We start from the raw sequence: 23,110 nt of genomic DNA on the forward strand, positions 1-23,110 counted from the left end.
CGTCGCGACCCTGTCCTGGCCCGGAGGGAGTTCGCCGCGTCGTCGAGCTGGCGGAGAAGTTCAGCCCGCAGGGGGGCGCGCGAGCTGGAATCCCGGTACGGGGCTGAAATCTGCGGCTTGAACCCCCAGCCTTTGGCGGGGATCGATCTGGATTCCACCACGGGCCTCATCACAACCTTGACCAAGGCGTTTCCTCTCATGGCTGTCTACATCGAGAAGATCGACCCACATCTCTGCCACATCGGTCGTGCTCGCGGGATCACCCGGAAGAAGCGATTGCGTCTCCAGGAGATTGGCCCGGCGGCGGACTGGGCACTCCTGTGTTCCGCGAACAGGACGAAGGACATCACCCGGTTCGACGTCGGTGGCGGGCATATCGATGCGCTCCACGCAGTCGGCGGAGATCCACCAGAGGGTTGATCCACGACGGTGCAGTGTTGTTTAGCCGGAACGCACCTTGGTGTAGCTCAACGGAGCAGTCATCCTGTTCGCGCTTCCCTTCGTTGACCGCCCTGACGGGCACGCCAGCGAGGCGCCGACGGTTTTACAGCGGGTCGACGTTCCCGGCTCCATCGGGCCCCTGACCTCCGGGCACGGCTCTTGCCTTTCCTCTACCTGGGGGATCATCCCGCGCATATCCCGCGAGCCTGAGTCAGTCAGGATCGCTCTGTGTCGTTCGTCGTTGAACCCCAACGTCGCCGTACCGCCCTGTAGGCAAGGAGAGCGACACCCGTCAGAGTCAGCAGGGCGCCGGCCGTCATCGCACGGAAGTTCATCAAGTCCGCCCGGGCGATGGTCTCGGCCTGCTCCTTCAGCATCTCCGGCGTCGGGTCCTGATAGGGCAGATAGGTGCCCGCGGTCGCCATGCAACTGGCAACCGGTAGCAGGAGTCCGACGCAGATGGCTAAGACCCCGATCGTCCTTCCACTGATCGTCACGGGGCCAGGCTACCGAGTAGCCACTGTCAGCTTGAAACTCTTTCAAGATCAGGTCCTCTGGCCGGGGAAACGCTGACCTGGGCATACGCCCTCTGGTGGCGGTGACTCCCAGCTGATCGCTTCAGAAACGGGCACGCTCCTTCTGATCCGCAGGCCCCAACGATCTTCAGGATCGTTCTGACTCGTTCACCACGCAGGTCGTCAGTCTCCAGCCGTTCGGACCCGTCCGGCTCAGTTCGTGGTCGTCCATCCGGTTGGCTCCCAAATGCGGGCTTGCCGGTGCCCGCGTGAGCTGCCAAGTTTCCGGCAGTGTCTGACCCACGCCCGCAGCTGCAGATATTCGATTGGCAGCGCCTGAAGGTGTCGTGATACTGCGGTGATGTTCACAGATGCCGACGCTGCCGCCTTGTACGACCAGCTCAATCCGTGGGACGCGACGCGCCATCCCAGCGACGCGTTCTTCAACGGCCTGGTGATGGATGCAGATGCCGTGCTGGACGTGGGTTGTGGCACGGGCAGCATGCTGCACCAGGCCCTTGACCCCGGTCATCGTGGACGGCTCGTCGGACTCGACCCCGATCTGGTCGCACTTGATCGGGCCGGGCGACGCACGGACATCGAGTGGGTTGCCGGCGTGGCGGCGGACGCATCCTGGGATCGCCAGTTCGACCTGGCGACCATGGCCGGCAATGCCTTCCAGTGCCTTGTGAGCGACGTGGAACTGTCCACGTCACTGGTCGCGATCAGGAGAGCGCTACGTGACGGCGGCCGGTTCGCGTTCGACACGCGTAACCCCCAGGTGCGCGAGTGGGAGGAGTGGAAGCCGTCGAACGCCGGCGAGGTCGGGCGGGCTTCGAGATGGAGGCGCAGTACGGCGGCTGGGAGCATGAGGCCGTCTCCGATGCCAGCCGTTCGATCGTCACGATCGCGCGGCGCGCCGCCGCTTGACGCCGACGAGGCCCGTGACGTCCTGACGTGGCCAGCAGCCAGAGGAACGGCCCCCGTCGGTCCGTGGCGCTCGCTCCCGGTCTTCGGCAATGTGAAGCCCTGGGCCTGCGCTGGAAGCACGTGGACCTCAAACCAGGCGTCATCCGCGCCTCCTGACAGATCAAGCACGAGCGCTCCAGATCCCTCTCCACAAGCTCCGGGGGAGCGGTGGCAGGACTATGACCTCGTCTGGTGCCATCCGGACGGACGCCCCATCGACGCCGGCCAGAACCAGGACGAATGGAAAGAGCAAGGCGTCGACATCAGCGTCGTTCAGGAAATTCTCGGCCACTCACAACTGACCACGCCCAAGCGCTACACCCACATCACGGCGACGCTCTCGACCGAAGCCGCAGCCCGCACGCATGGGCCGCGCACTTCGGGGATAACTGCAACCAGAAATGCAACCGGGCGGGCTTCCAGATCATGAAGATCGGGGAGTCCGCCCAGGTCTTCGAGGTAGGGCGCCCGGGGCTCGAACCCGGAACCTACGGATTAAAAGTCCGCAGCTCTGCCAATTGAGCTAACGCCCCTCGCACGAGCAAGGGTACAGAGATTACCGCCCCGCCCGCGACGCCTCCATCACCGGTAAGCGGGCAGCCCCGTCAGAGCCTCCCCAAGCACCAGTGTGTGAATCTCCTGGGTCCCCTCGTACGTCAGCACAGACTCCAGATTGTTCATGTGCCTGATCACAGGGTACTCCAGGGTGATCCCGTTTCCCCCCAGGACGGAACGGGCCTGCCGGGCGATGTCCAGGGCGGCCCGTACGTTGGCCAGCTTGCCGAAGCTGATCTGCCGGGGCTCCAGGCGTCCCTCGTCCTTCAGGGCGCCCAGGTGCAGGGCCGTGAGCTGGGCCTGGGCGGCGCCGACGTACATCCAGGCCAGTTTCTCCTGGGTGAGCTGGAACGCGCCGATCGGCTTGTCGAACTGGACGCGGGTCTTCGCGTAGTCGACCGCCGACTCCAGGCAGGCGCGGGCGGCCCCGACGACCCCCCAAAGGATGCCGAAACGAGCCTCGGACAGGCACGACAGCGGCCCCTTGAGGCCGGTGACGCCGGGCAGCACGGCGGAGGCGGGCAGGCGGACGTCGTCGAAGTACAGGGACGAGGTGACCGAGGCCCTCAGGGACAGCTTCTTGTGGATCTCAGGGGCGGAGAAGCCCGGCGTGGAGGTGGGGACGACGAAGCCGCGGACGCCCTCGTCCGTCTGCGCCCACACGACGGCGACGTCGGCGATCGAGCCGTTGGTGATCCACATCTTGGAGCCGTTGAGCACCCAGTCGGAGCCGTCCCGCTTGGCGTACGTGCGCATGTTGGCGGGGTCGGACCCGTGGTCCGGCTCGGTCAGGCCGAAGCAGCCGATCGCCGTGCCGGCCGCCATGCGCGGGAGCCATTCCTCCTTCTGCTCGTCGGACCCGTACCGCCAGATGGGGAACATCGCCAGCGAGCCCTGCACCGACACGAACGAGCGCAGGCCCGAGTCGCCCGCCTCCAGCTCGCGGCAGGCCACGCCGTAGGAGGTCGCGTCGGTGCCGGCGCACCCGTACCCCTCCAGGTGCATGCCCAGCAGGCCGAGCGAGCCGAGCTCCGGCGCGAGCTCGCGCGCGGGGAAGACGGCCTCCTCGAACCAGTCGCCCACGTGCGGAAGGACGTGGTCGGAGACGAAGGACCTGACCGTGTCGCGGATCAGCCGCTGGTCGCCGTTGAGGCGGTCGTCGAGGCGCAGCAGATCGTCCATGGCGGGTCCTCTCCTCGCGTAAGGGGTTACCAGGGTTCTACCAGGGACAATCCTGATGTGCTAACACCGGCCCCAGGGGCAGTCTTGAGACATGAACGAATACAGCGAGCACAACGTCAAGAAGCTCCGTCGCACCAACAAGGGCCGGATGATCGCGGGCGTCTGCTCGGGCATCGGTGAGTACGTCGGCATCGACGCGAACCTGATCAGGGTCGGTCTCGCCATCGCCACCCTGTTCGGCGGGGTCGGCGTCGGCCTGTACGCGATCGGCTGGCTCCTGCTGCCGGACGAGGAGCGGGACACCTCGATCGTCCAGGACCTGATCAGCAAGCAGCAGCAGCAGCGGAACGCCACCGACTGGACCGGCGAGCACAAGCCGCAGCAGTGATCAGGCCGGCGCCTGGGCGGGCAGCTCCTGGGCATCACGGTCGTCCCGGGACTCGGTCCACATCAGGGCGAGCACGGCCGCCGCGATCACTCCGGTGATGCCGGAGAGCGCGACCACCAGCTCAGGACCGAGTCTCTCCGCCGCGAACCCGCCGACCAGGATCCCGATCCCCTGCACGGCCATCAACCCCGACTGCACCAGCCCGAACGCCTGGCCGCGCCGCTCCGGCGGCACGTTCTGGACGAAGGCCGCGTTCGCCGCGAGCTGGTACGCCCCACCGATCCCCGACAGAACCCACGCCGCCAGCACCACCGCGAGCGGCGGCCGGAGCGCCGTCACGGCCAGGGGCGCGCAGCTCAGCATGGCCATCCACCCCATCAGCCGCAGCCGCCGCGCCGGGGTCACGAACCTGCTGAACAGGAACGCGCCCACCACCGTGCCCGTCGGCATCGCGGCCATCAGCAGACCGGTGATCACGGGCACCGGCAACGACCCCGTGGCGAGTTCGGCGGCATAGGGCACGGCGATGCCCTCAGGAAGGATGTAGAAGCCGCACAACCACGCGAACAGGACAAGCGTTCGCAGCCTGCGCGAGCCGAAGACGAGCTGGGCTCCCGCCCTGGTCATCGCCCACATGGAGGGCTTCGCGCCGTCCTGGCGGGCGGCCGGCCGCGGGCGTACCCCGGAGACCAGGATCAGGGCCGAGGCAAGGAACGTGGCCGCGTCGAGCGCGAGCGCCCGGTAGGGGCCCAGGGTGGCGATCATCGCTCCGCCCGCAGCGAAACCCAGCATCTGTACGGCCTGGTTCGTCATGTTCTGCAACGCCGAGCCGACGACGTACCGGTCGCCTTCGAGCACCTCGGGCAGCAGCGCCGCGCGCGCCGCCGAGAACGGGGCGCTGAGCAGCACCACGAAGAACACCAGCACGCACAACGCCCAGAACGGCATCACCGGCAGCGCCATCACGCCGACCAGCACCGCCCGGACGACGTCGCAGGTCATCATGACGCCCCGGCGCGCGAACCGGTCGGCCAGCCCCGCCAGCAGCGGCCCGCCGACGATCGACGGAAGGTACGTCAGCGCGTAGACGGCCGCGGTGGCCAGGGGGGACCCGGTGCGGGAGTAGACGAGGACGGCGAGCGCCACCTGGGCGAGCTGGTCACCGAGGAGGGAGAGGCCCTGGCCGTACCAGAGTGCCCGGAACTCCCGGATGGCGATGACCTCGCCGTAGGTGGCCTGGTCTGTCTCGGCACGGCGATGCCGTCCCGGCGGCCTACCTGCCTGCATGGCCTCCATTGGACTCCGCTGCGCCTGACTCACCGTGTTCGCTATGTGACCTAAGGTGCCCGATCATGAGGCAAGGCGCAACCCAAAGAAGTCAACGAGCTGCAAAGGGTCACCAGCCCAGTTCGTGAAGTCTGTCATCACTGATCCCGAAATGGTGTCCCACCTCATGGACAACGGTGATGCGCACCTCGTTAACGACTTCCTCTTCTGTCTTGCATATCTGACATATGGGATTGCGGTAGATCTCGATCCGGTCGGGCAGGACACCTGAGTACCAGTCGCCGCGCTCCGTGAGGGGGACACCGGTGTACAGGCCGAGCAGGTGGGGCTCTGGCGGATCATCGACGACCGTGACGACGACGTTGCTCATGACGCGGGTGAGCTCGGCGGGGATCGTGTCCAAAGCCTCGGCCACGAGTTCCTCGAACTTCTCCCGCGAAACCTCGATCACGCATGCCATTCTGCCCTGTCAGTCAGGTATGCAAGAAACTGTATGAAGTTCGTTGACAGGTCGAAAGCAGTCATTCGGTCACGCGCAACGAGGGCCGTGGCGGTGCTCATGGTGGCCGCCGCCGGCGCCTGGCTGGGCATCTTCCTGAGCGGCACCGTGCATGCCCAGGTCGGCCCCGTCGAGACGGGCATGTCGCTCAGACCCGCCTGGAACGGCGAGACGGTCGTCGACGCCAGCCCCCTCGGCACGCTGACCTTCCGAACCCACGACGCCCCGCTCAGGCTCCGCATCACCCTGGAGAACATCGACCAGGAGCGCGCCAAGGCGCTCATCGAGGACCCCAAACTGGCCGACCGCCTGCCGGGCCTCATCGAGAGCGACCTCCTGGACGGTGTGCGCGCCCTGGCGATCCGCAGCATGCTCTGTGCCGGGGCGGGGGCCCTGATCGCCGTCCTGATGGTCTACAGGCGCCCCAGGACGGCTCTGGTGGGGCTTCTGGCGGCCTCTGTGGGCCTGGCGGCCACCGGAGCGCTGGCCGCCCTCACGTTCCGCCCCAACTCCCTTGTGGAGCCGCGGTACTCGGGTCTGGTCGCCGCGGCGCCGTCGCTGGTGGGCAGCGCGGAGTCGATCGTGACGAAGTTCGAGTCGTACCGGTCGCAGCTCACCAAGCTCGTCACGAACGTCTCGAAGCTGTACGACACCGTCTCGACCCTGCCGCTCTACGACGCCGACCCCAATTCCATCCGCGTTCTGCACGTCTCGGACATCCACATCAACCCCATCGCCTGGAACGTCATCCGCTCGCTCAAGGACCAGTTCGCCGTCGACATGATCATCGACACCGGCGACATCTCCGACCACGGGACCAAACCGGAGAACAAGTTCGTCGACGAGATCAGCCGCCTCGGGGTGCCGTACGTGTACGTACGGGGCAACCACGACTCGATGATCACGCAGCGGGCGGTCGAGAGGCAGAAGAACGCCGTGGTCCTGGACGACAGGGTGGAGAAGGTCGCCGGCCTGCGCATCTACGGCCTGGGCGACCCCCGGTTCACCCCCGACAAGTCGGTGGCCGTCGACTCCGACCCGGACGCGCTCAAACAATTCGCCCGCTCGCACCTGCCCAAGGTGGACAAGGCGGACCTGGTGGCCGTCCACGACCCCGTCGTCGGCCGCGGCTTCAGCGGGGCCGCGCCCATGATCCTGGCCGGTCACACGCATGACCGGTCGACGTCCATGCTGCCGTCCGGCTCCCGCATGCTCGTCCAGGGCTCGACCGGCGGCGCCGGCCTGCGGGCGCTCGAACACGCCCAGCCCACGCCCGTACAGGCCTCGGTCCTGTACTTCGACCGGGAGACACGCCGCCTGCGTGCCTGGGACGACATCACGCTGGGCGGCCTGGGGGAGCAGTCGGTGTACATCCAGCGTCACGTGGAGGCCGACCCACAACGTATGATTTCTCCGGAGCCGACGAACGCCCCGTCTCCAACGGGAACGATCACTGGCACCGCGTCACCGACCGCCGGTCAGCCACTTTGGCATCAAGGGCAATCGTCCCCTATGCTTCAGAGGTCTCCGACGGAAGGCGACAGGGAATCCTGAGCCCCCATCGTCTAGCGGCCTAGGACACCGCCCTTTCAAGGCGGCGGCACGGGTTCGAATCCCGTTGGGGGCACTTGCGAGCGCCTGGCGCACCGCGAACCGGCTGGTCGAAAGGCCACCGGAAAGCTGGTAAGCTAAGCGAGCGCAAACAGAAAGAAACGCAACAAAAGCAAGGTCCTGTAGAGCAGTTTGGAGTGCTCGCCACCCTGTCAAGGTGGAGGTCGCGGGTTCAAGTCCCGTCAGGACCGCTCTGGGTCAGGTAGCTCAGTTGGTACGAGCGTCCGCCTGAAAAGCGGAAGGTCGGCAGTTCGACCCTGCCCCTGACCACCAGCTTTGAACATCAAGAAAGCCCCGAGCGGATCATCGTTCGGGGCTTTTGGTATTCCCTGACAGCAAGTCTCGGATCCATGCGTGAGGATCGGGCCTGTGGATATCAGTCAGCCGAAGTTCCTTCTCATCGACGGAGATGGGCACGTACTCGGAACATGTCTGGATGCCGAGGGTGTCTTCGTCGAGCCGGCCGAGGGCGATGGGCCGGTGACGGTCGAGATTCTGGAATGCCTTCCTTCTCAGCGGTTACGTGACTACCTGGGTGGGTCCGAGCGGTACCGCCTGAGAAATCCTCTTCGGCTGGAAGGGCTTCGGATGCTCGACGCGGCAGGGCAGCCTCTTGCGGACTTCTGGGTGAGCGAGATCATCGAGTGGCGGCCCTCACGGCTCGGCCCGGAACGGGCGGACATCATCGCCAAGTGGGGCTACGACAGCCCGCAGGCCAGCACGCGGCATGTCTGGGAGCGCTGGCGGACGGCCCGCCCTGACCAGATCAACCAGTGGGCGGTGTACGGCCCGGAGGGCAGGCGGGAATGGCTGACGATTGTCGGCCGCAGCAGGTTCCGGCAGACGGGTCCAGTGGATCGTCCGGCAGGACGCGTCTATTACCTCGATGGAGTTCACGTCACTGATGTGACCTCCTTCTATCTCGCAGTCGGAGAAGCCATCAATGGGCCCGGGGGCTATTTCGGTTGGAATCTCGATGCGCTGAATGACTGCCTGTGCGGGGGGTTCGGGGCAACGACACCGTTCACCTTGGTCTGGAGCGACTCCCAGGTTGCGCGACGGGCTCTGTCGACGCTCATGGAGCAGGTGGACCGCGCTCCAACCTCTTTCGATGCCATTCAGACGATCTTCGCGGAGCGCGATGTGCGTGTCGTATTGGGGTGAGCGCGCGTTCACGACCCTCCCAAGCACCTCGGCGCGCTGGTGTGATCTCCTGTCAGCGCTGGGGCTCACGACTCCGCGCGTACGGTCACTTTCGCTCGTGGTGCGTGGAAGGCCAGGTACAGCGTGAAGGTGTGCAGGGTGAACAGGTCGGCGCCGTCCCAGTCGAAGAGTTCGACCTGCCCGGGTGGAGAATCGGGGTGGGCGGTCACGCAGTCATGCCCCTCTTGGTCCTCTTGCCGTTCGACGAGGCGGACGTCCTCGAACCGGAAAACCACGACGGGCGTCTTCGACAGTTCGGGTGGAGTCCACCGCGCAGCGTAGACAAACTCCAGTTCCAGCACTGGTGGCCTGCCGGGCTGGTAGGTCAGGCGTCTGAATTGCGTGTCGTGCAGGTAGACGTGGGCGGAGTCCTCGGTCCAGAACTCGTACAGTCCTCCGTTGGGGGTGACGCCACGATTCTTGTCCTCGGTCACGCCGACGAACTCAGTCACTGACATGAGGACATGGTCTCGCCCCACTGCACGATCCTGGGAATCCTGATCGGCTTGTGACAGAACGTCCCCGCACGCGAAGGCCGGCAGTTCGAGCCTGCCCCTGACCACCGGCTTCGAACACACATAGATCAGGGATTGTAGAAGCCCGTGAGGGGCCGTTCTGCGGAGGTCTTCAGATCTCATGAGGGAATCCTGCGAACTTCCTGTGAGTCTCGCCGATCGTGCTGCGCCGACCTTGACGCGGGACGTGAAGACATGTCTTGATCTTGTGTTTCTAGAACTGGTGATCGCAAAGGAGTGGATCGTTGTCATCACGAAGACCTGGTCGCGACGCATCAATGACGGACAAGCCGGCCTCTCGATTAGCTCGTCGGTTGCTGACGCTCGGAACCGTCCTGGTCACAGCGGCCGGGCTGCTCGTCGCCCATGCAACCGCCGCCACGGCCGCCGACTCCACGACCGACCTCGGGGTATCCGCCGACAGGAGCGACATAGCCGCGACTGCCGACCGGCTCTTCATCTCGGCCAAGGACCGTGTCATCGTCGCCGACCACGAGGCCCGGCTCACCGGCGCCGTCACGGACCTGCCGAGCGTGGGCGACCTCGCCCTGACAGCTGACGGCACCCGTCTCTACGCGACACTGCGGGGTTCGAACCAGATCGCCGAGATCGACACCGGGTCTCTCGCCGTCATCCGCAGGATCCCCCTGAACGCGTATCCCTGTCCGTCGCACCTCGCCCTGCTGGGCACGCGGCTCTACGTCGGCTACGGCTGCGGCGGCGACTGGAAGGCCGGCGTGGTCGGCTTCGACGTGTCGGCGGCGGAGCCGGAGTTCGCCACCCTGTCGCTGCAACTGGACGCGGCGCCGCTGGTGGCCGCCGCAGGGCAGAAGCTCGTGGTGGGCGAGACCGTGATCAGTCCCAGCGACATCTTCGTCTACGACTTGACCGACACCGGCCCGACCATGCGCGGCATCATCAACGGCAACACGCACCGCCTGTCCAATCTCCAGGACATCTCCATCACCGCGGACGGTTCCACGGTGTTCTCGGCCTTCGGCGCGCCGTACCGGTTCGACGCCTGGGACACCACCGGCCTGACCCTCGTCCGCAGCTACGGGGAGGGCTCCTTCACCGGGTATCCGACGGCGGTCACGGCCAGCGCGGACGGACGTCACGTGATCGGCGGACGCACGTCTGGAACACCCGTCGTGATGTACGACAGGGCCGGTGGTGAGCAGACCTTCGCGTACGAGAACCTCGGCTCCGACCTGGTCGCCGGCAGCCTGGTCTACTCCGGTGGAACCGCCTTCGGCGTGCTGCGCGACCTGTCCGGCCGGCTTCACCTCGTACGTCTGCCCGACGTCACCCTTCCCGCGTCGACCATCACGTTGACGGCGCCCGCCACGGGAACCGCCCTCAAGCCGCTCACCCTGTCCGGCAAGCTCACTCTGTCGGACGGATCGGCGCCCGGTGAGCAGCCGCTGACGCTGATCCGCTGGACGTCGGACGGCGCCCGGACCCCCGTCGAGGGTGTGAAGACCGCCGCGGACGGGACGTACTCGGTGGACGACATCCCGCCGATCGGCGGCCAGATCAGGTACGACGTGCTCTGGAACGGCACCGCGGACCACCGGTGGAGCAGGGCGTGGCGAAACGTCAGGGTGTCCAAGGTCTCGAGCCTGATCGACCTGACTCCTTCGGCCGCGGCGACCGCTCTCGAACCGCTCACCTTGTCAGGCAAGCTCGCCCTGGCCGACGGGGCCGACCCGGGCGAGCAGCCGCTGGTGGCGATCCGGCTCATGTCGAACGGCACGTCCGAGCACCTTCCCGCGGTGACGACCGCCGCGGACGGCACCTTCACGATCACCGACACCCCGCCGATCGGCGGGAACACCCAGTACGACGTGCGCTGGAGCGGCAACCTGACCTACGAGGCGGCGACGGGGCTGAAGACCATCGCGGTGGCCAAGCGCCAGACCACGTTCACCCTGTCCGGGCCCGGGACGGGCAACGCCGGCAAGCAGCTCGAGCTCAGCGGTGCGCTGGACGGCGGCGGCCGGCTGCCCGCGGCCGGTACCGCGATCACGGTGACCCGTACGGTCTCCAACCGCAACGGCACCTCCACGACCACGCTGCCATCGTTGACCCTGTCGGCCGACGGGACGTTCGGCTTCGCCGACACGCCCCCCACGGGCGGTGACTACACCTACACCGTCAAATATGCCGGTGACAGCGTGTTCCTGGCCGCGCAGGGCACCCATGGGGTCACGGTGCGAGGCCAGACCGGTTGATCACCGCCATTGGGCGACCCGGGGCGGGCAGGCCATCGACTCCGCCCGGGTCGCCTTCTGGTTGCCGCATCTGTGGGGAGATCGAGGACTGATCCGGCTGTCCCGCCGGCAGGGCCGTGGTGCTGTGGGGCTGGGGGGTCAGGTCAGTTCGTAGATGAGGAGGGTGCCGTCCACGCGCCGGGCGAGAGTCCATAGCCGGGTGCTGTTCGGTTCCGGGACGATGTCCACTATTCCCGCCCATCCCCCTCCCACGGGCAGTGTCGATTTGGTCATGCGGCCGCCGCGGAAGTTGAGCACGTACGACTGCGCGTGGGCGGGGTTGGCGGCGACCCACACGCCGCCGACCGGGTCGGCGCGGACGGTGGGCAGCCAGGTATTGGCCAACGGCAGGTTCAGCCACCTCCACGCGGTGCCGTCCCAGCGCACGATCAGGCCGCGGTCGGGCGCCTCGCAGGACCCGGACCGCTCGAAGGCGCCCTGCGTCACCAGCCACACGTCGTCGTGGGCGCGGGCCGCCATGCCGTAGAAGCCGCCTGCGGCGGAAGGGGGGCAGCCAGGCGCGGGAGGCAGGGGAGCGGTGACCCATCCGGCGCCGTTCCGCCGGATCGCCGTCGTCGCTCCCGGGGGATGGATCAGGGCCCATGTCTCGCCCCCGTCGGGGGCGGCGACGAGCGAGATCTGGTCAAGGTCGCCGTACGGGCTCGGCTTGGGGACCGGTTTCCACGAGTGGCCGTCCCAATGGCTGAGTCCGGATCCGGAGTAGTCGTCAGGGCCGCCGTGTTCGGAGATCCAGACGTCGTCCTTGGCTCCGACGGCGACGGATCCACGCTCGTACTTGCTGGTCCACGGGCGGGGCACCCACCGGCCGCCGGTCAGCTGGAACGGGCGGTCCCCCGAGAACAACCACAGGTCGTCCCCTGAGGGGGAGGCGGCGAACCGCGCGTTGTAGGCGCTGACGCCCTTCGGCAGTGCGGTGGTCCGCCAGGAGGCGCCGTCCCAGCGGAGCATCGTCGAGCTGATCTGCTGCCGGCCGTGCTGGAGGAGGGCCCAGGCCTGTCCCTGTCCTGTGGCGCCTATCGTGCCGGTCCATCCCCGCACCGCGTACGTGAGCCGCCACGTGGCGGCCCGCGTCGCCTGGACGTCCGCGCCGCAGATCGCGAGCAGGAGGACGAGGACCGTCGCGAATCTCACGAACGATCAGGCTATATCGCACGATGGGCACCACGGATGGCCGGCCGACTTCGGGTAGCGGCTGGGGACTACACCGGTAAAGCGGACAGGTCGGCAAGGCGCCCAGGGAGGCCCCCATGTCCACCTGCGCGGAGGCCGCCGCCGTGGCGGCGCCGGGGCTCAGGGCACTCCACGGGCCATGGCCCGCGCCCGCGGTCAACACGACTGTTCCGAGCGCCGACGCCAATGTGGCAACCGTCGGACGACGGTGTGATGGACGGCTGACGGCACCGCTTTCATCAGAAGACGACGATCAAGGCGTGCGCGAGCATGGTGCCGTCCGACATTTGCCGATCGCGCCGTCGCGATGATCAGCAGGCGCTTGTCCGGCTCCCTGGCGTGCTGCGGCGAGGTGGCTTCGGCGACCGTCTGGCAGATGTGTAGTGGTGGGTGTTCGTGGAGGGTCTTCGCCGCGGGATCAGGGCTGGAAGAGGGTGTTGAGTTCGGTGAAGTCCAGGGAGTCGGTCAAGGTGTCGAAGGTGCCGGTGGTGAGGAGTTCGGCGGCGGCCTTGCGGGCGGCGGTGTAGGCGGTCTGGGCGAGGGCGGTGCCCAGGCTGATCCGGCGTACGCCTGCCTGGCTGAGTTCGGCGATCGTGGGGCCGCCGGCGACGGCCATCGCGTTGACCGGGAGCGGGGACTCGGCGCAGAGGGTGGCCAGCGCGTCGAGGTCGAGGAGGCCGGGGACGAAGATGCCGTCGGCGCCGGCCTCGGCGTACGCCGCCGTGCGCTTGAGCACTTCGTCCAGGCGGCCGGCGGAGGGGCCGATGGCGAAGAGGAAGACGTCGGTGCGGGCGTTGACGAAGAGGTCGGGGAGACCCGCTGCGGCCGCCGCCTCCCGGGCGGCGTGCAGCCTGGAGGTCTGGTCGGCGAGGTCGAACAGCGGGCCGCCGACGGCCTGGGAGTCCTCCAGGTTGACGCCCACCGCGCCCGCTCCGGCCACGGCTCGGACGGTGTGCGCGACGTCCTCGGGGGCGGGGCCGTAGCCGCCCTCGATGTCGACCGTCACGGGGAGGTCCACGGTGCTCACGATGCGCCGGGCGGCGTGCAGCGTCTCGTCGCGGGTGAGGTGCTGGCCGTCGCCGCGGCCGAGGGACCAGGAGACGCCGCCGCTGGTCGTGGCGATGGCGGTGGCGCCGGCTGCGGCGATCACGGCGGCGCTGGCGGCGTCCCAGGCGTTGGGGAGGATCAGTACGGAGTCGGCGTGGAGCTTTCTGAACAGATCAGCCTTTTTCGTCGTCGCCGCATCGGTGGAGGGGAAGTTGTCCACAGACATGTGGGTGACCGCCTTCGGGGTGTTCGGAATCCGGCACCATGGCTCGGTGGGCGCCTGGTCCGGGATGTTGCCGGGCCGTGAGGTAGGCGTCCATTGATTAAGCTCTGACCGAATCGTGGACCCGCGGGAGGCGGCATGAAGGCGCGGCTGGCCTTTTCGGTGAACGATCTGGCCGAGACCCGGTTCGCCGTCTCGGCCATGTGGGAGGTCGTCACGAGTTGCCGGGCGCTGGCCGGGGCCACGGTGCCCGATCCTCATCGTGGGTGGGCCGGGCAGGTGCGTCCCCGGCTCGCGGCGGCGGGGCTCGATCGTGGCTGGCTGGCCGACATGGTGGCGCCCGTCGGCCATTTCCCGGACTTCCTCAATCCGACGACCGCGTCCCACGAGCTGCCCGACGAGCTGGCGGCCATCGAGGCCACCGACCCCGAGCAGGTACGGCGCGACCTCGACCTGTTGTCCGCCGAGCGGGACGGCCGGTTATCGCCCCGGTTGCGGAACCTGCACCGCAATCCCCGGGCGTACCTGCCCAAGGTCGTCGCGGAGATCGAGACCTACTGGGAGCTCGCGATCGCGCCCTACTGGGCGCGCATCCGGTCGGTGCTGGACGCGGACGTCTTCCACCGGGGGCGCCAGGTGGCCGAGCACGGCACGGCGCGCACGCTCGGCCAGCTCCACCACACCGTGCGCTGGGACAGCGGCGGCCTCCAGCTGGCACAGCGGCACTGTGCGATCACCAGGATCGAGACCGGTGCGGGGCTGCTTCTCGTGCCGTCGGTCTTCGCGTGGCCGCGGGTGCTGACGCGGTCCGTCGCGTCCGAGCCGCCTCAGCTCGCCTACCCGGCGCGTGGCATCGGCGCGTTGTGGGAGTCGCGCAGGCATGCGCCCATGGACGCGCTCGCCGCCGTGATCGGCCGTTCCCGGGCGTTGATCCTGGCCGAGCTCGACTCGCCGGCCTCGACCACCGAGCTCGCCGAGCGGTCGGGGATGTCCGCGGCGGGGGTGTCGCAACATCTCACCGCGCTGCGGGCCGCCGGGCTGACCAGCACCCATCGGGCGGGCCGCACGGTGTTCTACGCCCGCACGGGTCTCGCGGACGCCCTGCTCACGGCTCAGGTGTGAATCGGGGGCCTTGAGGGGCTTCCATGGGATTGGGGCGGCTGGTCGCCGTATCGGCGGCTGTTCGCTGCATTGGCGGTGTTGCGCTGATCGGCGGGTTGTTTGGGTGACAGGCCGGACGGGGGCGTGTTCGGGTCGTATGCTCGCTGCTGGGCTGTGGGGGCGTTCTGGTCCTGTGCGGCTGCGGCTGGTCGGACGCGTTCGCGCGGCTGGGTGCGGTGCTGGGTGCGCGGCCGGGTGCGGTGCCGGGCGGGTCGGGTGCGGTGCTGGGTGCGGGGCCGGGCCTGGTCAGCTGGGGGCGTGCTGTGCGGGCGCGGCGGCGCTGATCTTTTTTGTCTCGATCATCCTGACTATTGTGATCCCCACTGTTCGGGGGGAAGGCGGGCGATGGACGAGGGTGGGGCCGAGGCGTTCCTGGGCAGCCGGTACGTGCTGCTCGACGAGATCGGCGCCGGGGCGATGGGGACCGTCTGGCGGGCGCGGCACCGGGAGACCGGCGAGATCGTGGCGGTCAAGCTGTTGCGCAGCAACCTCGCCGGCGACCAGGACCTGGTGCTGCGGTTCGTGCAGGAACGCAATGTGCTGCGCACCCTTCGCCATCCCCACATCGTCACGATGCGCGACTTCGTCATCGAGGGGGAGCGGCTCGCGCTGGTGATGGACCTCGTCGAGGGCGGGGATCTGCGCGGCCTGCTCCAGCAGCACGGCACGCTGCCACCGGCCATGGCCGCCGAGCTGATGGCCCAGGTCGCCGAGGCGCTGGCGGCGGCGCACGCGAAGGGCGTCGTCCACCGGGACGTCAAGCCGGGGAACGTCCTGATCGACGGGCCCACGGGGCAGGTGCGGCTGACGGACTTCGGGGTCGCCAGGATCGTCCTCGGGCCGGGGCTGACGCAGACCACCTCGATCATCGGCACGCCCACGTACCTGTCGCCCGAGGTGGCCGACGGCGGCGTCCCGACGCCGGCAGTGGACGTCTATGCGGCCGGGCTGATCCTCTACGAGCTGCTGGCCGGGCGTCCGCCGTTCGTGGGCGAGCATCCGATGGCCCTGCTCCGGCAGCATGCGATGGCCATGCCGCGGCGGTTGCCCGGGATGCCCGACGCCCTGTGGTCGGTGATCGCGGCCTGCACGGCGAAGGATCCGGCGGCGCGGCCGGCGGCCGGGCAGGTGGCGGTGGCGCTGCGGGAGGCGGCGCCGGTGGTGGCGGGGCTGGCCGCCTTGCCGCCGGTGGGCAGGGCCGACGCCCCGTCCGCGACGTCAGAGCCGCTTTCGGGACCGCCACTTGGGCCGCTCCCGGGGTCAGTGCCGGGGTCGGTGCCGGGGCCGTTCCCGGGGTCGGTGCCGGGGCCGCCGCCCGGTTCCTCATCGGCCGGCGCCGCTGGGTCGTCCGGTGAGCCCGTTCGGGGTCCCGCTCCGCGGGCGGCCTCTGGGGAGGTCGCGGGGGGCGGGGCGGCCTCGGGCGTCGGCGGTGGCGACGGCACGGTTCCTTCCGCAGAGCGGGGGGCCGCCCACTCCGGCATGGTTCCTTCTGCAGGGCGGGCCGCCCAGTCCGGCATGGTTCCTTCTGCAGGGCGGGCCGCCCAGTCCGGCATGGTTCCTTCCGCAGGGCGGGCCGCCGCCGCCCAGGCGGGCACGGCGGCTGCGCGGCCGCCCGGACGGTCCCGGCGGCGGATGGTCGTCATCGCGAGCACCACGACGGCGGTGGTACTGACCGCGGCGGCCGTGGCCGTCATGGCCCCATGGCGGACGCCGGGTGCGGGGGCCGTGAACGACGCGTCCGGGCTCTCGGCGTCCAGGTCGGCCGACGTGGCCGGCACGCCGACGCCCGTCGAGTCCGGGACGGCGCAGGAGAGCCCCGTCCCGTCGGAGGCGAACGAGGAGACGTCCGGCACCGCGGACGAACCGCTCAAGTCGTCGGCGAAGAAGACGCCGAAGGAGCCGGTCCGCACGCCGGGCACGGCCGTCCCGAAACGGACGTCGGGCGCGACGACGGACCCCACGGGTACCGCCGCCCCCCGCCGGACGTCGGCCGGCCGGAAGACGGAGGCCCCGCACACCGTGGACCCCGAGAGCGACGGTGACGGCGCCCCGCCGCGCAGCTCCCAGCCGGACTGGAAATGCCGCTCGTGGATCACCGCGGGCGACGGGTCGGGCGTGGAGATGTCGCCCTGCATGGCTATGGTGGGCGACGTCTTCTACCTGATGGGACGCATCCGAGGGGCGAGCTCGGTCCGCTCGGACGTGCACGTCCAGCTCTACAACACCGACGCGGACCGCAACGTCTCCCAGCCCTTCACCTGCTCCGGGGTGTCCCCGCGGAACGACGGCGAGGTCGCCACCTGCGGGCCGTTCACCACCACCGCGCCGGCCATCCAGGCCAAGCACGACGTGCGGCAGCGCTGGCGTCGGACGGGGACGGCGGCGTTCGGCGGCGGCGCGGAGAGCCCTTGGATGTTGTGGTGACAACCAGGCTGGACCGGTAGGCCGTCGCCGCGCGCCCGGCCCCGCTCACGCGTCCGTGATCAGGGGCCGGGCGCGGCAGGCCGGTCACTGTCTGGTGGTGCAGACGGTTCCGTTGAGGGTGAAGACGGTGGGCAGGAGGTTCGGGCCGGCGTAGTTGCCGACGAACCCGATCGTGGTCGAGGCGCCCGTGGCCAGGGAGGCGTTGCCGGGCTCGCTGACGGCCTTGACGTTCGACCCCGTCTGGGTCCAGGTGGCGCTCCAGCCGCTGCCGAGGCTCTGCCAGGGCCTCGGCCAGGTGAAGCCCAGGGTCCAGCCGTTGACCGGGGCGCCATTGTTGGTGATCTCGACGGCGCCGACGTAGCCGCTGGCCCAGTCGGTCTGGTCGGTGAACCGGACGGCGCACGAGCTGGTCGCCGGGGTGCCGGTGGTGAAGGTCAGGGGCGGTGAGGCCCAGGAGACGCCGCCGCCGCTGTCGCGGGCGATCACGTTGACGGTGTAGGTGGTGCCGGGCTTGAGGTTGCCGACCGCGTAGGAGGTGCCGGCGGTCTCGCCGAGCTGCTCGCTGACGGCGCCGTTCTGGCGGTGGAGCTCGTACTTGACGATCGGGCGGGCGCCGGGGACGGCGGCGGGCCAGGAGACGACGGCGGCCCGGTCGGTGACGTTCGAGGCCGCCGGACGGCCGGGCGCGCCGGGCAGGCCGGCCTGAAGCGCGGCGGGACGCACGACGACGGTGGTCAGCGAGAGCGGCGGCAGTGTCTGGCCGGTGGCGGTGCCGGTGGTCGCGGTGGTGATGGCGGTCGCGCCGTTGACGTGGGTCAGCACGGTGGGCGCGCCCGCGGCCGGCGTGAAGCCCGCGTAGTCCACGGCGACCGGGTAGGACGTGTCCGGCGAGCTGTTGATCAGCATGACCGCCAGGTCGCCGTTGGGCCGCCGGACGGCGTGCGCGCTGACCTTCGGCTGGTCGGTCGCCGCCGTGACGAACTGGTCACCGGCCCGCGCGAACACGCTGACCATCCGCAGCGCGTGGTACGGCGCGAACGGCGTGTTCAGCGGCGGCTCGCAGACCCCGGAGGAGTTGCAGACCCCGCTGGACAGCAGCCCGAAGTCGCCGTAGTCGGTGTGCCCCTCGACCTCGGTGACGTTGCCGATGCCGTTGTGCACGTTCCACCAGTCGACGGTGAACACGCCGTTCGCCAGCAGGCTCGCGTAGGCGTCGGCGGCGGCCAGGGCGCCGGGCTGGGTGTTGGTGCCGTTGCTGCTGGAGCCGGTGTTGAACTCGGTCATCGCGATGCCGATCCGGTCCGAGCCGGGCCCGGCGTACGCGGCGAGCTGCTGCCGGGTGAGCCGGATCATGTCGGGGACCTGACCGGCCCTGTCCAGGGCGCCGGGGTACCAGTGCAGGATCACGAAGTCGATCTTCGGCCCGGCGAGGGACAGGACGACCTTGTTCCAGCTCCCGTCGTCGCCCTCGGCGGTGATGGCGTCGGGCCAGTTGGCGGGGGTGGTCAGCACCGCGCCGATCTTGATCGTCGGGTCGGCCGCCTTCATGGCGTCGGCGTAGGCGACGACGTGGCGGGCGTACTCGGCCGGGCTCTTGTCGGCGTGGTCGTCGGCCTCCCAGGCGCTGCCGTAGTGGCCGTTGCCGTAGTTCTCGTTGCCGATCTCCCAGTACTTGACGCCGTAGCCCTTGGTGACGTTGGCGTGCCGGACCCAGGCGGCGGCCTCCTCGGCGGTGCCGGTGCCGTAGTTGGCGGTCACCATGGCCTGCGCGCCGGTGCGCCGTACGCCGCGCATGAAGGTGTCGAAGTCGGTGTTCGGGGCGACGTACCCGCCGGGGGCGGTGTGGTCGGCCCAGTGGTAGATGTCGGAGTAGGAGCCGCCGGGGTAGCGCAGCAGCTTGACGCCGGCGTCCTTGAGGAGGTCGGCGGTCTGGTCGGTGCCCAGGTTCGCGTCCCAGATCGCATGGTTGGAACCGATGCCGGTCTCGGGGGCGGTGGCCAGGGCGGCGCGGGCGTTGACGGTCACCGTGACGGGGGTGACGTCGTCGGCGCGCGCCGGGGGAGCGATCAGCGTGGTGAGGGTCAGGAGGGCCGCGGTCGCGGCCCTGGGCAGGATCTTGCCAGGCATCGGGGTACCTCGCCGTGGGTAGCGGTATGGCTCGACGCCCCCTCCTGACCAGGAGGCAAGCATGATCATGCGACGTGGGGTCCGGCCCGTCAATCGGCGCTGAAACTTTCACGGCGGTCAGGCGGGCTTGAGCAGGCCCCGGCCGGTCAGGCGGGCTTGAGCAGGCCCCTGTCGTAGGCCGCCGCGACGGCCGCCGCCCGGTCCTTGACCTCCAGCTTGGCGAAGACGTGCAGCAGGTGGGTCTTCACGGTGGCCTCGGTGATGAACAACTTCCTGGCCACCTCGCGGTTGGTCGCGCCGCGGGCGATGAGGCCGAGCACTTCGAGCTCCCGCGGGCTCAGCGCGCGCTGCTCCGGGGGGTGCGCGTGCCGCGTCAGCACCCCGGCCACGGCCGGTGACAGCACGCTCTCGCCACGGGCCGCGGCCAGCACGGCCCGCCGCAGCTCGGCGCGCGGCGTGTCCTTGAGCAGGTAGCCGGTGGCGCCCTGCTCGATCGCGGGCACCACGTCGGCGTCGTCGCCGAAGGTGGTCAGCACGAGTACGTGCGTGCCGGGGCACTGCTCGCGCAGCCGGCGGATGAGCTCGGCGCCGCTCGGCCCCGGCATGCGCAGGTCGAGGAGCACGACGTCGGGGGCGGTGCGCAGGGCCACCGCGAGCGCCTCGGCGCCGTCGGCCGCCTCGCCGACCACCTCGAAGCCGTCGGTCTCGAAGATGCCGCGCAGCCCGTCGCGGACCACGGGGTGGTCGTCGACGATGATCAGGCGTACCGGCATGGGGTCACGTTCCCGGGTCGGCGGGGATGGCCGGAACGGTAGCGGAGATCGCCGTGCCCTGGCCAGGTGCGCTCTCGACGGCGAGGCTGCCGGCCAGGCGGGTGACCCGCTGCCGCATCGCCACCAGCCCGAACCCGCCGCCCGAGCCGCTGCCGGAGCCGCTGCCGGAGGCCGGGGTGAAGCCGGACCCGTCGTCGCGGACGTCGAGCGCCACCACGTCCTCCATGTACGACAGCGTGATCCCCACCCGGGAGGCCCGCGCGTGCTTGCCCACGTTGGCCAGCGCCTCCTGGGCCACCCGCAGCAACGTGCTCTCCACCTCGGTGTGCAGCGGCCGGGCGTCGCCCGTGACCGACACCGAAGCCGGTACGTCGCAGGTTCGCGACCAGGCCGCCGCCACCTCCGACAGGGCGGTCCCGAGCTGCGCCGCCGTCGCCAGCGGCGCCGGGCGCAGCGCCTGGACCGAGCGGCGGGCCTCGGTCAGGCTCTCCCTGGCCAGCTCCCGTACGGTCGCCAGCCGCGCGCGCACCGCGGGCGTCGCTCCGGCGGCCTCGTCGGCGGCCTCCAGCTGGGTGAGGATGCCGGTCAGTCCCTGGGCCACGGTGTCGTGGATCTCCCTGGCCAGCCGTTGCCGCTCGCCCAGCACGCCCGCCTCGCGGGCCTGGACCAGGAGCCGGGCCTGGAGGTCGGCGTTCTCCTCGGCGAGCGCGGCCAGCCTGGCGCTCTTCTCCTTGAGCTGCGCGTTCTGCTCGGAGACGGTCTGGAAGACCAGCCCGGTCATGGACGCGACCAGCACCCCGACCACAAAGGAGGCCAGCAGCTCGACCGGGGTGCGACCGGCCGGCGGACGGGCGGCGACCAGCGTCCCGACCGTCACCGCGACCCCGGCGTACGCCCACAACCCCGGCAGCAGCGCGAAGCACTGGACGAACACCCCCACCCCGGTCACGGTGAAGACCGTGTCGATCCGCACCAGCGCCGCCACCACCGCCAGCAGCACCACGAAGTACCCGGCCACCACCCACGCCCGCGCGGTCCAGGCGGGACGGCAGGCCACCACGAACCAGTGCCAGGCCGCCGCGAACAGCGCCAGGGCCAGCACCTCGACCCGCCACGTCCGCAGCAGCGAGAACAGCGCGGGCAGCAGCACCAGCAGGTACGGCAGGGCCGCCGTGGCCCGCTCCCACCGGCTCACCACCGCAGGGCCTTCACCGCGAGGCCGCCCGCGACGGCGCTGACCGCCACCATGATCCCGAGGGCGAGCGGCGGGAGCGCACCGGCCGACCAGCCGTCGCGGATCGCCTGGACGGCGGGCGCCATGGGCGTCAGGTCCCCGATCGCCCGCATCGACCCGGACATGGTCTCGCGCGGGATCACCGCGCCGGACAGGAACACCATCGGGAAGAACAGGGCGAGCCCGATCACCGTCGCCGCCCGCCCGCTGGGGGCCAGCGCGCCGAGGAGCAGCCCGACGGCGCCGAGGCTGAGCGCGCCGAGCAGCCAGGCCAGCAGCACGCCGGGCAGGCTGGCGGGTGCGCTCAGCCCGTAGCCGGCCACGCCCAGGACGACCAGCAGCACGCTGCCGAGCACCGCCAGCAGCATGTGCGCGGCCCACTGGGCGCCGCACAGCATGAACGGCGTGGCGGGCGTGGCCCGCAGCCGCTTGAGCACCCGGCGCTCCCGGTACTGGGCGAGCGTGGCCGGCAGGACGACCAGCGCGGCCAGCCCCACGACGAAGACGGTCAGCATCGGCACGGTGGCGTCGACCAGCCGCTCGCCGCCGGGCAGCGGCCGGTCGCCGCCGCGCAGCTTGACCCAGAGCATGACCAGCGGGAAGCCCAGCGCGAAGTACGCCGACATCGGGTCGCGCAACCCCAGCCTGAGCTCGACGGCGACGACCCTCGTGAAGCCCTTCATGCCCCGGCCCTCCCGGTGAGCGTGAAGTACGCGTCCTCCAGGGAGGCGGCCCGCGCCCGGCCGATCAGCTCGCGCGGGCTGCCCTCGGCCACGACCCGGCCGCGGTCCACGACGGCGATCCGGTCGCACAGCGCCTCGGCCTCGTCCATGAAGTGGGTGACCAGGACGACGGTGATGCCGCGGTCGCGCATGGCCCGGATCAGCCCCCAGGTGGTGCGGCGGGCGTCGGGGTCGAGGCCGGTGGTCAGCTCGTCGAGCAGGACCACCTCGGGGTCGCCGACCAGGGCCAGCGCGATGAACAGGCGCTGCTTCCAGCCGCCGGACAGGCCGCCGAAGCGGGCGTCCTTCCTGTCGGTGAGGCCCCATTCGTCCATGATGGCCCGCCAGTCGGCCGGGTGGTCGTACAGGGAGGCGTAGAGCCGCAGGGCCTCGCCGACCTTGATGCCGTCGGGGAGCGCGGCCTCCTGCAACTGGGCGCCGACGCGCTGGAGCAGCGCGCGCCGGTCGCCCTGCGGGTCGAGGCCCAGCACGCGCACGCTGCCGCCGTCGGGACGCCGCAGCCCGGACACGCACTCCACGACCGTCGTCTTCCCGGCGCCGTTGGGTCCGGCGAGCCCGAAGATCTCGCCGCGTTCCACGGTCAGGGAGAGGCCGTCGAGGGCCCGGGTGTGCCGGTAGCTCTTGCGCAGGTCGTCGATCTCGATGACTGTCATGATCCGAGGATCACGCGGGAGCGGCGGTGCCCGCCCACCACCCCAAAGCGGAGGGGGGGGGGCCCCCCCGCCGGCGCGTGCACAACGAAAATTGAA

The 23,110-nt window shown here is 70.0% G+C and carries 20 protein-coding genes and 4 tRNA genes; 11 read left to right on the top strand and 13 right to left on the bottom strand.

The window, feature by feature from the left end; all coding sequences use genetic code 11:
• The first annotated feature begins 117 nt into the window (after positions 1 to 117).
• Positions 118 to 420, top strand: a complete 303-nt coding sequence (locus AB0J46_RS45040; protein ID WP_364341593.1) for a hypothetical protein — start codon at positions 118 to 120, stop codon at positions 418 to 420.
• A 236-nt stretch (positions 421 to 656) separates the two neighbouring features.
• On the opposite strand, the gene AB0J46_RS45045 is transcribed toward AB0J46_RS45040, so the two are convergent.
• On the bottom strand, positions 657 to 938 hold the full coding sequence (locus AB0J46_RS45045; RefSeq protein WP_364341595.1) for a hypothetical protein: 282 nt from the start codon (positions 936 to 938) through the stop codon (positions 657 to 659).
• A 379-nt stretch (positions 939 to 1,317) separates the two neighbouring features.
• On the opposite strand from AB0J46_RS45045, the gene AB0J46_RS45050 reads away from it, so the two are divergent.
• Positions 1,318 to 2,355 (top strand): methyltransferase domain-containing protein, encoded by a 1,038-nt coding sequence (locus AB0J46_RS45050; RefSeq protein ID WP_364341597.1) that lies wholly within the window; start codon positions 1,318 to 1,320, stop codon positions 2,353 to 2,355.
• 30 nt (positions 2,356 to 2,385) lie between these two features.
• Here the strand turns inward: AB0J46_RS45050 and AB0J46_RS45055 are convergent.
• Both AB0J46_RS45055 and AB0J46_RS45060 read right to left on the bottom strand, forming a co-directional pair.
• Positions 2,386 to 2,458 (bottom strand) — tRNA-Lys (locus AB0J46_RS45055).
• Between the two features lie 49 nt (positions 2,459 to 2,507).
• Positions 2,508 to 3,662, bottom strand: a complete 1,155-nt coding sequence (locus tag AB0J46_RS45060; RefSeq protein WP_364341599.1) for an acyl-CoA dehydrogenase family protein — start codon at positions 3,660 to 3,662, stop codon at positions 2,508 to 2,510.
• Between the two features lie 91 nt (positions 3,663 to 3,753).
• Between AB0J46_RS45060 and AB0J46_RS45065 the strand changes: the two genes are divergently transcribed.
• Positions 3,754 to 4,050 carry a PspC domain-containing protein gene (locus AB0J46_RS45065; RefSeq protein WP_358296772.1) on the top strand — a complete coding sequence of 99 codons (297 nt, stop codon included), beginning with the start codon at positions 3,754 to 3,756 and terminating at the stop codon, positions 4,048 to 4,050.
• Here the strand turns inward: AB0J46_RS45065 and AB0J46_RS45070 are convergent, their stop codons facing one another.
• Positions 4,051 to 5,337 (bottom strand): MFS transporter, encoded by a 1,287-nt coding sequence (locus tag AB0J46_RS45070; RefSeq protein WP_358296775.1) that lies wholly within the window; start codon positions 5,335 to 5,337, stop codon positions 4,051 to 4,053. It abuts the gene before it with no gap.
• A 109-nt stretch (positions 5,338 to 5,446) separates the two neighbouring features.
• Positions 5,447 to 5,788 (bottom strand): metallopeptidase family protein, encoded by a 342-nt coding sequence (locus AB0J46_RS45075; protein ID WP_352360967.1) that lies wholly within the window; start codon positions 5,786 to 5,788, stop codon positions 5,447 to 5,449.
• 96 nt (positions 5,789 to 5,884) lie between these two features.
• On the opposite strand from AB0J46_RS45075, the gene AB0J46_RS45080 reads away from it, so the two are divergent.
• The 5 genes from AB0J46_RS45080 to AB0J46_RS45100 all read left to right on the top strand — a co-directional run bounded on the left by AB0J46_RS45080 (position 5,885) and on the right by AB0J46_RS45100 (position 8,611).
• On the top strand, positions 5,885 to 7,390 hold the full coding sequence (locus AB0J46_RS45080) for a metallophosphoesterase (RefSeq protein ID WP_364341601.1): 1,506 nt from the start codon (positions 5,885 to 5,887) through the stop codon (positions 7,388 to 7,390).
• Positions 7,391 to 7,463 (top strand) — tRNA-Glu (locus AB0J46_RS45085).
• A 100-nt stretch (positions 7,464 to 7,563) separates the two neighbouring features.
• Positions 7,564 to 7,638: transfer RNA gene (locus AB0J46_RS45090), tRNA-Asp, on the top strand.
• A gap of 5 nt (positions 7,639 to 7,643) precedes the next feature.
• Positions 7,644 to 7,720, top strand: a tRNA-Phe gene (locus AB0J46_RS45095).
• A gap of 96 nt (positions 7,721 to 7,816) precedes the next feature.
• Complete coding sequence (locus AB0J46_RS45100) at positions 7,817 to 8,611, top strand: barstar family protein (protein ID WP_364341603.1); 795 nt, start codon at positions 7,817 to 7,819, stop codon at positions 8,609 to 8,611.
• Between the two features lie 65 nt (positions 8,612 to 8,676).
• Here AB0J46_RS45100 and AB0J46_RS45105 read toward each other — a convergent pair whose 3' ends face one another.
• On the bottom strand, positions 8,677 to 9,108 hold the full coding sequence (locus AB0J46_RS45105) for a hypothetical protein (RefSeq protein ID WP_364341605.1): 432 nt from the start codon (positions 9,106 to 9,108) through the stop codon (positions 8,677 to 8,679).
• A 371-nt stretch (positions 9,109 to 9,479) separates the two neighbouring features.
• Between AB0J46_RS45105 and AB0J46_RS45110 the strand changes: the two genes are divergently transcribed.
• The gene (locus tag AB0J46_RS45110; protein ID WP_364341607.1) at positions 9,480 to 11,399 is read left to right on the top strand and encodes a hypothetical protein; all 1,920 of its coding nucleotides are present in this window, start codon (positions 9,480 to 9,482) and stop codon (positions 11,397 to 11,399) included.
• Between the two features lie 138 nt (positions 11,400 to 11,537).
• Here AB0J46_RS45110 and AB0J46_RS45115 read toward each other — a convergent pair whose 3' ends face one another.
• Together AB0J46_RS45115 and AB0J46_RS45120 are read right to left on the bottom strand one after the other, a co-directional pair.
• Positions 11,538 to 12,590 carry a hypothetical protein gene (locus AB0J46_RS45115; protein WP_364341609.1) on the bottom strand — a complete coding sequence of 351 codons (1,053 nt, stop codon included), beginning with the start codon at positions 12,588 to 12,590 and terminating at the stop codon, positions 11,538 to 11,540.
• Positions 12,591 to 13,047: 457 nt separating this feature from the next.
• Complete coding sequence (locus AB0J46_RS45120; protein WP_364341611.1) at positions 13,048 to 13,902, bottom strand: isocitrate lyase/phosphoenolpyruvate mutase family protein; 855 nt, start codon at positions 13,900 to 13,902, stop codon at positions 13,048 to 13,050.
• 135 nt (positions 13,903 to 14,037) lie between these two features.
• On the opposite strand from AB0J46_RS45120, the gene AB0J46_RS45125 reads away from it, so the two are divergent.
• Together AB0J46_RS45125 and AB0J46_RS45130 are read left to right on the top strand one after the other, a co-directional pair.
• The gene (locus tag AB0J46_RS45125) at positions 14,038 to 15,021 is read left to right on the top strand and encodes a DUF5937 family protein (RefSeq protein ID WP_364341613.1); all 984 of its coding nucleotides are present in this window, start codon (positions 14,038 to 14,040) and stop codon (positions 15,019 to 15,021) included.
• 384 nt (positions 15,022 to 15,405) lie between these two features.
• The gene (locus AB0J46_RS45130) at positions 15,406 to 17,484 is read left to right on the top strand and encodes a protein kinase (protein WP_364341615.1); all 2,079 of its coding nucleotides are present in this window, start codon (positions 15,406 to 15,408) and stop codon (positions 17,482 to 17,484) included.
• A gap of 84 nt (positions 17,485 to 17,568) precedes the next feature.
• Here AB0J46_RS45130 and AB0J46_RS45135 read toward each other — a convergent pair whose 3' ends face one another.
• The 5 genes from AB0J46_RS45135 to AB0J46_RS45155 form a co-directional block, all read right to left on the bottom strand.
• Entirely contained in the window at positions 17,569 to 19,611 is a 2,043-nt protein-coding gene (locus AB0J46_RS45135; protein WP_364341617.1) for a cellulose binding domain-containing protein, read from the bottom strand.
• 146 nt (positions 19,612 to 19,757) lie between these two features.
• Positions 19,758 to 20,384: a response regulator transcription factor gene (locus tag AB0J46_RS45140; RefSeq protein WP_364341619.1), complete on the bottom strand. Its 627-nt coding sequence runs from the start codon at positions 20,382 to 20,384 to the stop codon at positions 19,758 to 19,760.
• Positions 20,385 to 20,388: 4 nt separating this feature from the next.
• Positions 20,389 to 21,582, bottom strand: a complete 1,194-nt coding sequence (locus AB0J46_RS45145) for a sensor histidine kinase (RefSeq protein WP_364341621.1) — start codon at positions 21,580 to 21,582, stop codon at positions 20,389 to 20,391.
• Positions 21,576 to 22,301, bottom strand: a complete 726-nt coding sequence (locus AB0J46_RS45150) for an ABC transporter permease (RefSeq protein WP_358296802.1) — start codon at positions 22,299 to 22,301, stop codon at positions 21,576 to 21,578. The genes AB0J46_RS45145 and AB0J46_RS45150 overlap by 7 nt, the downstream gene beginning before the upstream one ends.
• Complete coding sequence (locus tag AB0J46_RS45155) at positions 22,298 to 23,014, bottom strand: ABC transporter ATP-binding protein (protein WP_364341623.1); 717 nt, start codon at positions 23,012 to 23,014, stop codon at positions 22,298 to 22,300. The genes AB0J46_RS45150 and AB0J46_RS45155 overlap by 4 nt, the downstream gene beginning before the upstream one ends.
• Between the last annotated feature and the right edge of the window lie 96 nt (positions 23,015 to 23,110).

Origin of the sequence: Nonomuraea sp. NPDC049758 (assembly GCF_040674635.1) — a bacterium.
In the GTDB taxonomy this organism is placed as follows: domain Bacteria; phylum Actinomycetota; class Actinomycetes; order Streptosporangiales; family Streptosporangiaceae; genus Nonomuraea.

Bases quoted from the DNA above. Each gene is read 5' to 3' on its own strand.
- AB0J46_RS45050 (WP_364341597.1), top strand. From the start codon at position 1,318: ATGTTCACAGATGCCGACGCTGCCGCCTTGTACGACCAGCTCAATCCG.
- AB0J46_RS45060 (WP_364341599.1), bottom strand. From the start codon at position 3,662: ATGGACGATCTGCTGCGCCTCGACGACCGCCTCAACGGCGACCAGCGG.
- AB0J46_RS45065 (WP_358296772.1), top strand. From the start codon at position 3,754: ATGAACGAATACAGCGAGCACAACGTCAAGAAGCTCCGTCGCACCAAC.
- AB0J46_RS45070 (WP_358296775.1), bottom strand. From the start codon at position 5,337: ATGCAGGCAGGTAGGCCGCCGGGACGGCATCGCCGTGCCGAGACAGAC.
- AB0J46_RS45105 (WP_364341605.1), bottom strand. From the start codon at position 9,108: ATGTCAGTGACTGAGTTCGTCGGCGTGACCGAGGACAAGAATCGTGGC.
- AB0J46_RS45120 (WP_364341611.1), bottom strand. From the start codon at position 13,902: ATGTCTGTGGACAACTTCCCCTCCACCGATGCGGCGACGACGAAAAAG.
- AB0J46_RS45125 (WP_364341613.1), top strand. From the start codon at position 14,038: ATGAAGGCGCGGCTGGCCTTTTCGGTGAACGATCTGGCCGAGACCCGG.
- AB0J46_RS45130 (WP_364341615.1), top strand. From the start codon at position 15,406: ATGGACGAGGGTGGGGCCGAGGCGTTCCTGGGCAGCCGGTACGTGCTG.
- AB0J46_RS45135 (WP_364341617.1), bottom strand. From the start codon at position 19,611: ATGCCTGGCAAGATCCTGCCCAGGGCCGCGACCGCGGCCCTCCTGACC.
- AB0J46_RS45140 (WP_364341619.1), bottom strand. From the start codon at position 20,384: ATGCCGGTACGCCTGATCATCGTCGACGACCACCCCGTGGTCCGCGAC.
- AB0J46_RS45150 (WP_358296802.1), bottom strand. From the start codon at position 22,301: ATGAAGGGCTTCACGAGGGTCGTCGCCGTCGAGCTCAGGCTGGGGTTG.
- AB0J46_RS45155 (WP_364341623.1), bottom strand. From the start codon at position 23,014: ATGACAGTCATCGAGATCGACGACCTGCGCAAGAGCTACCGGCACACC.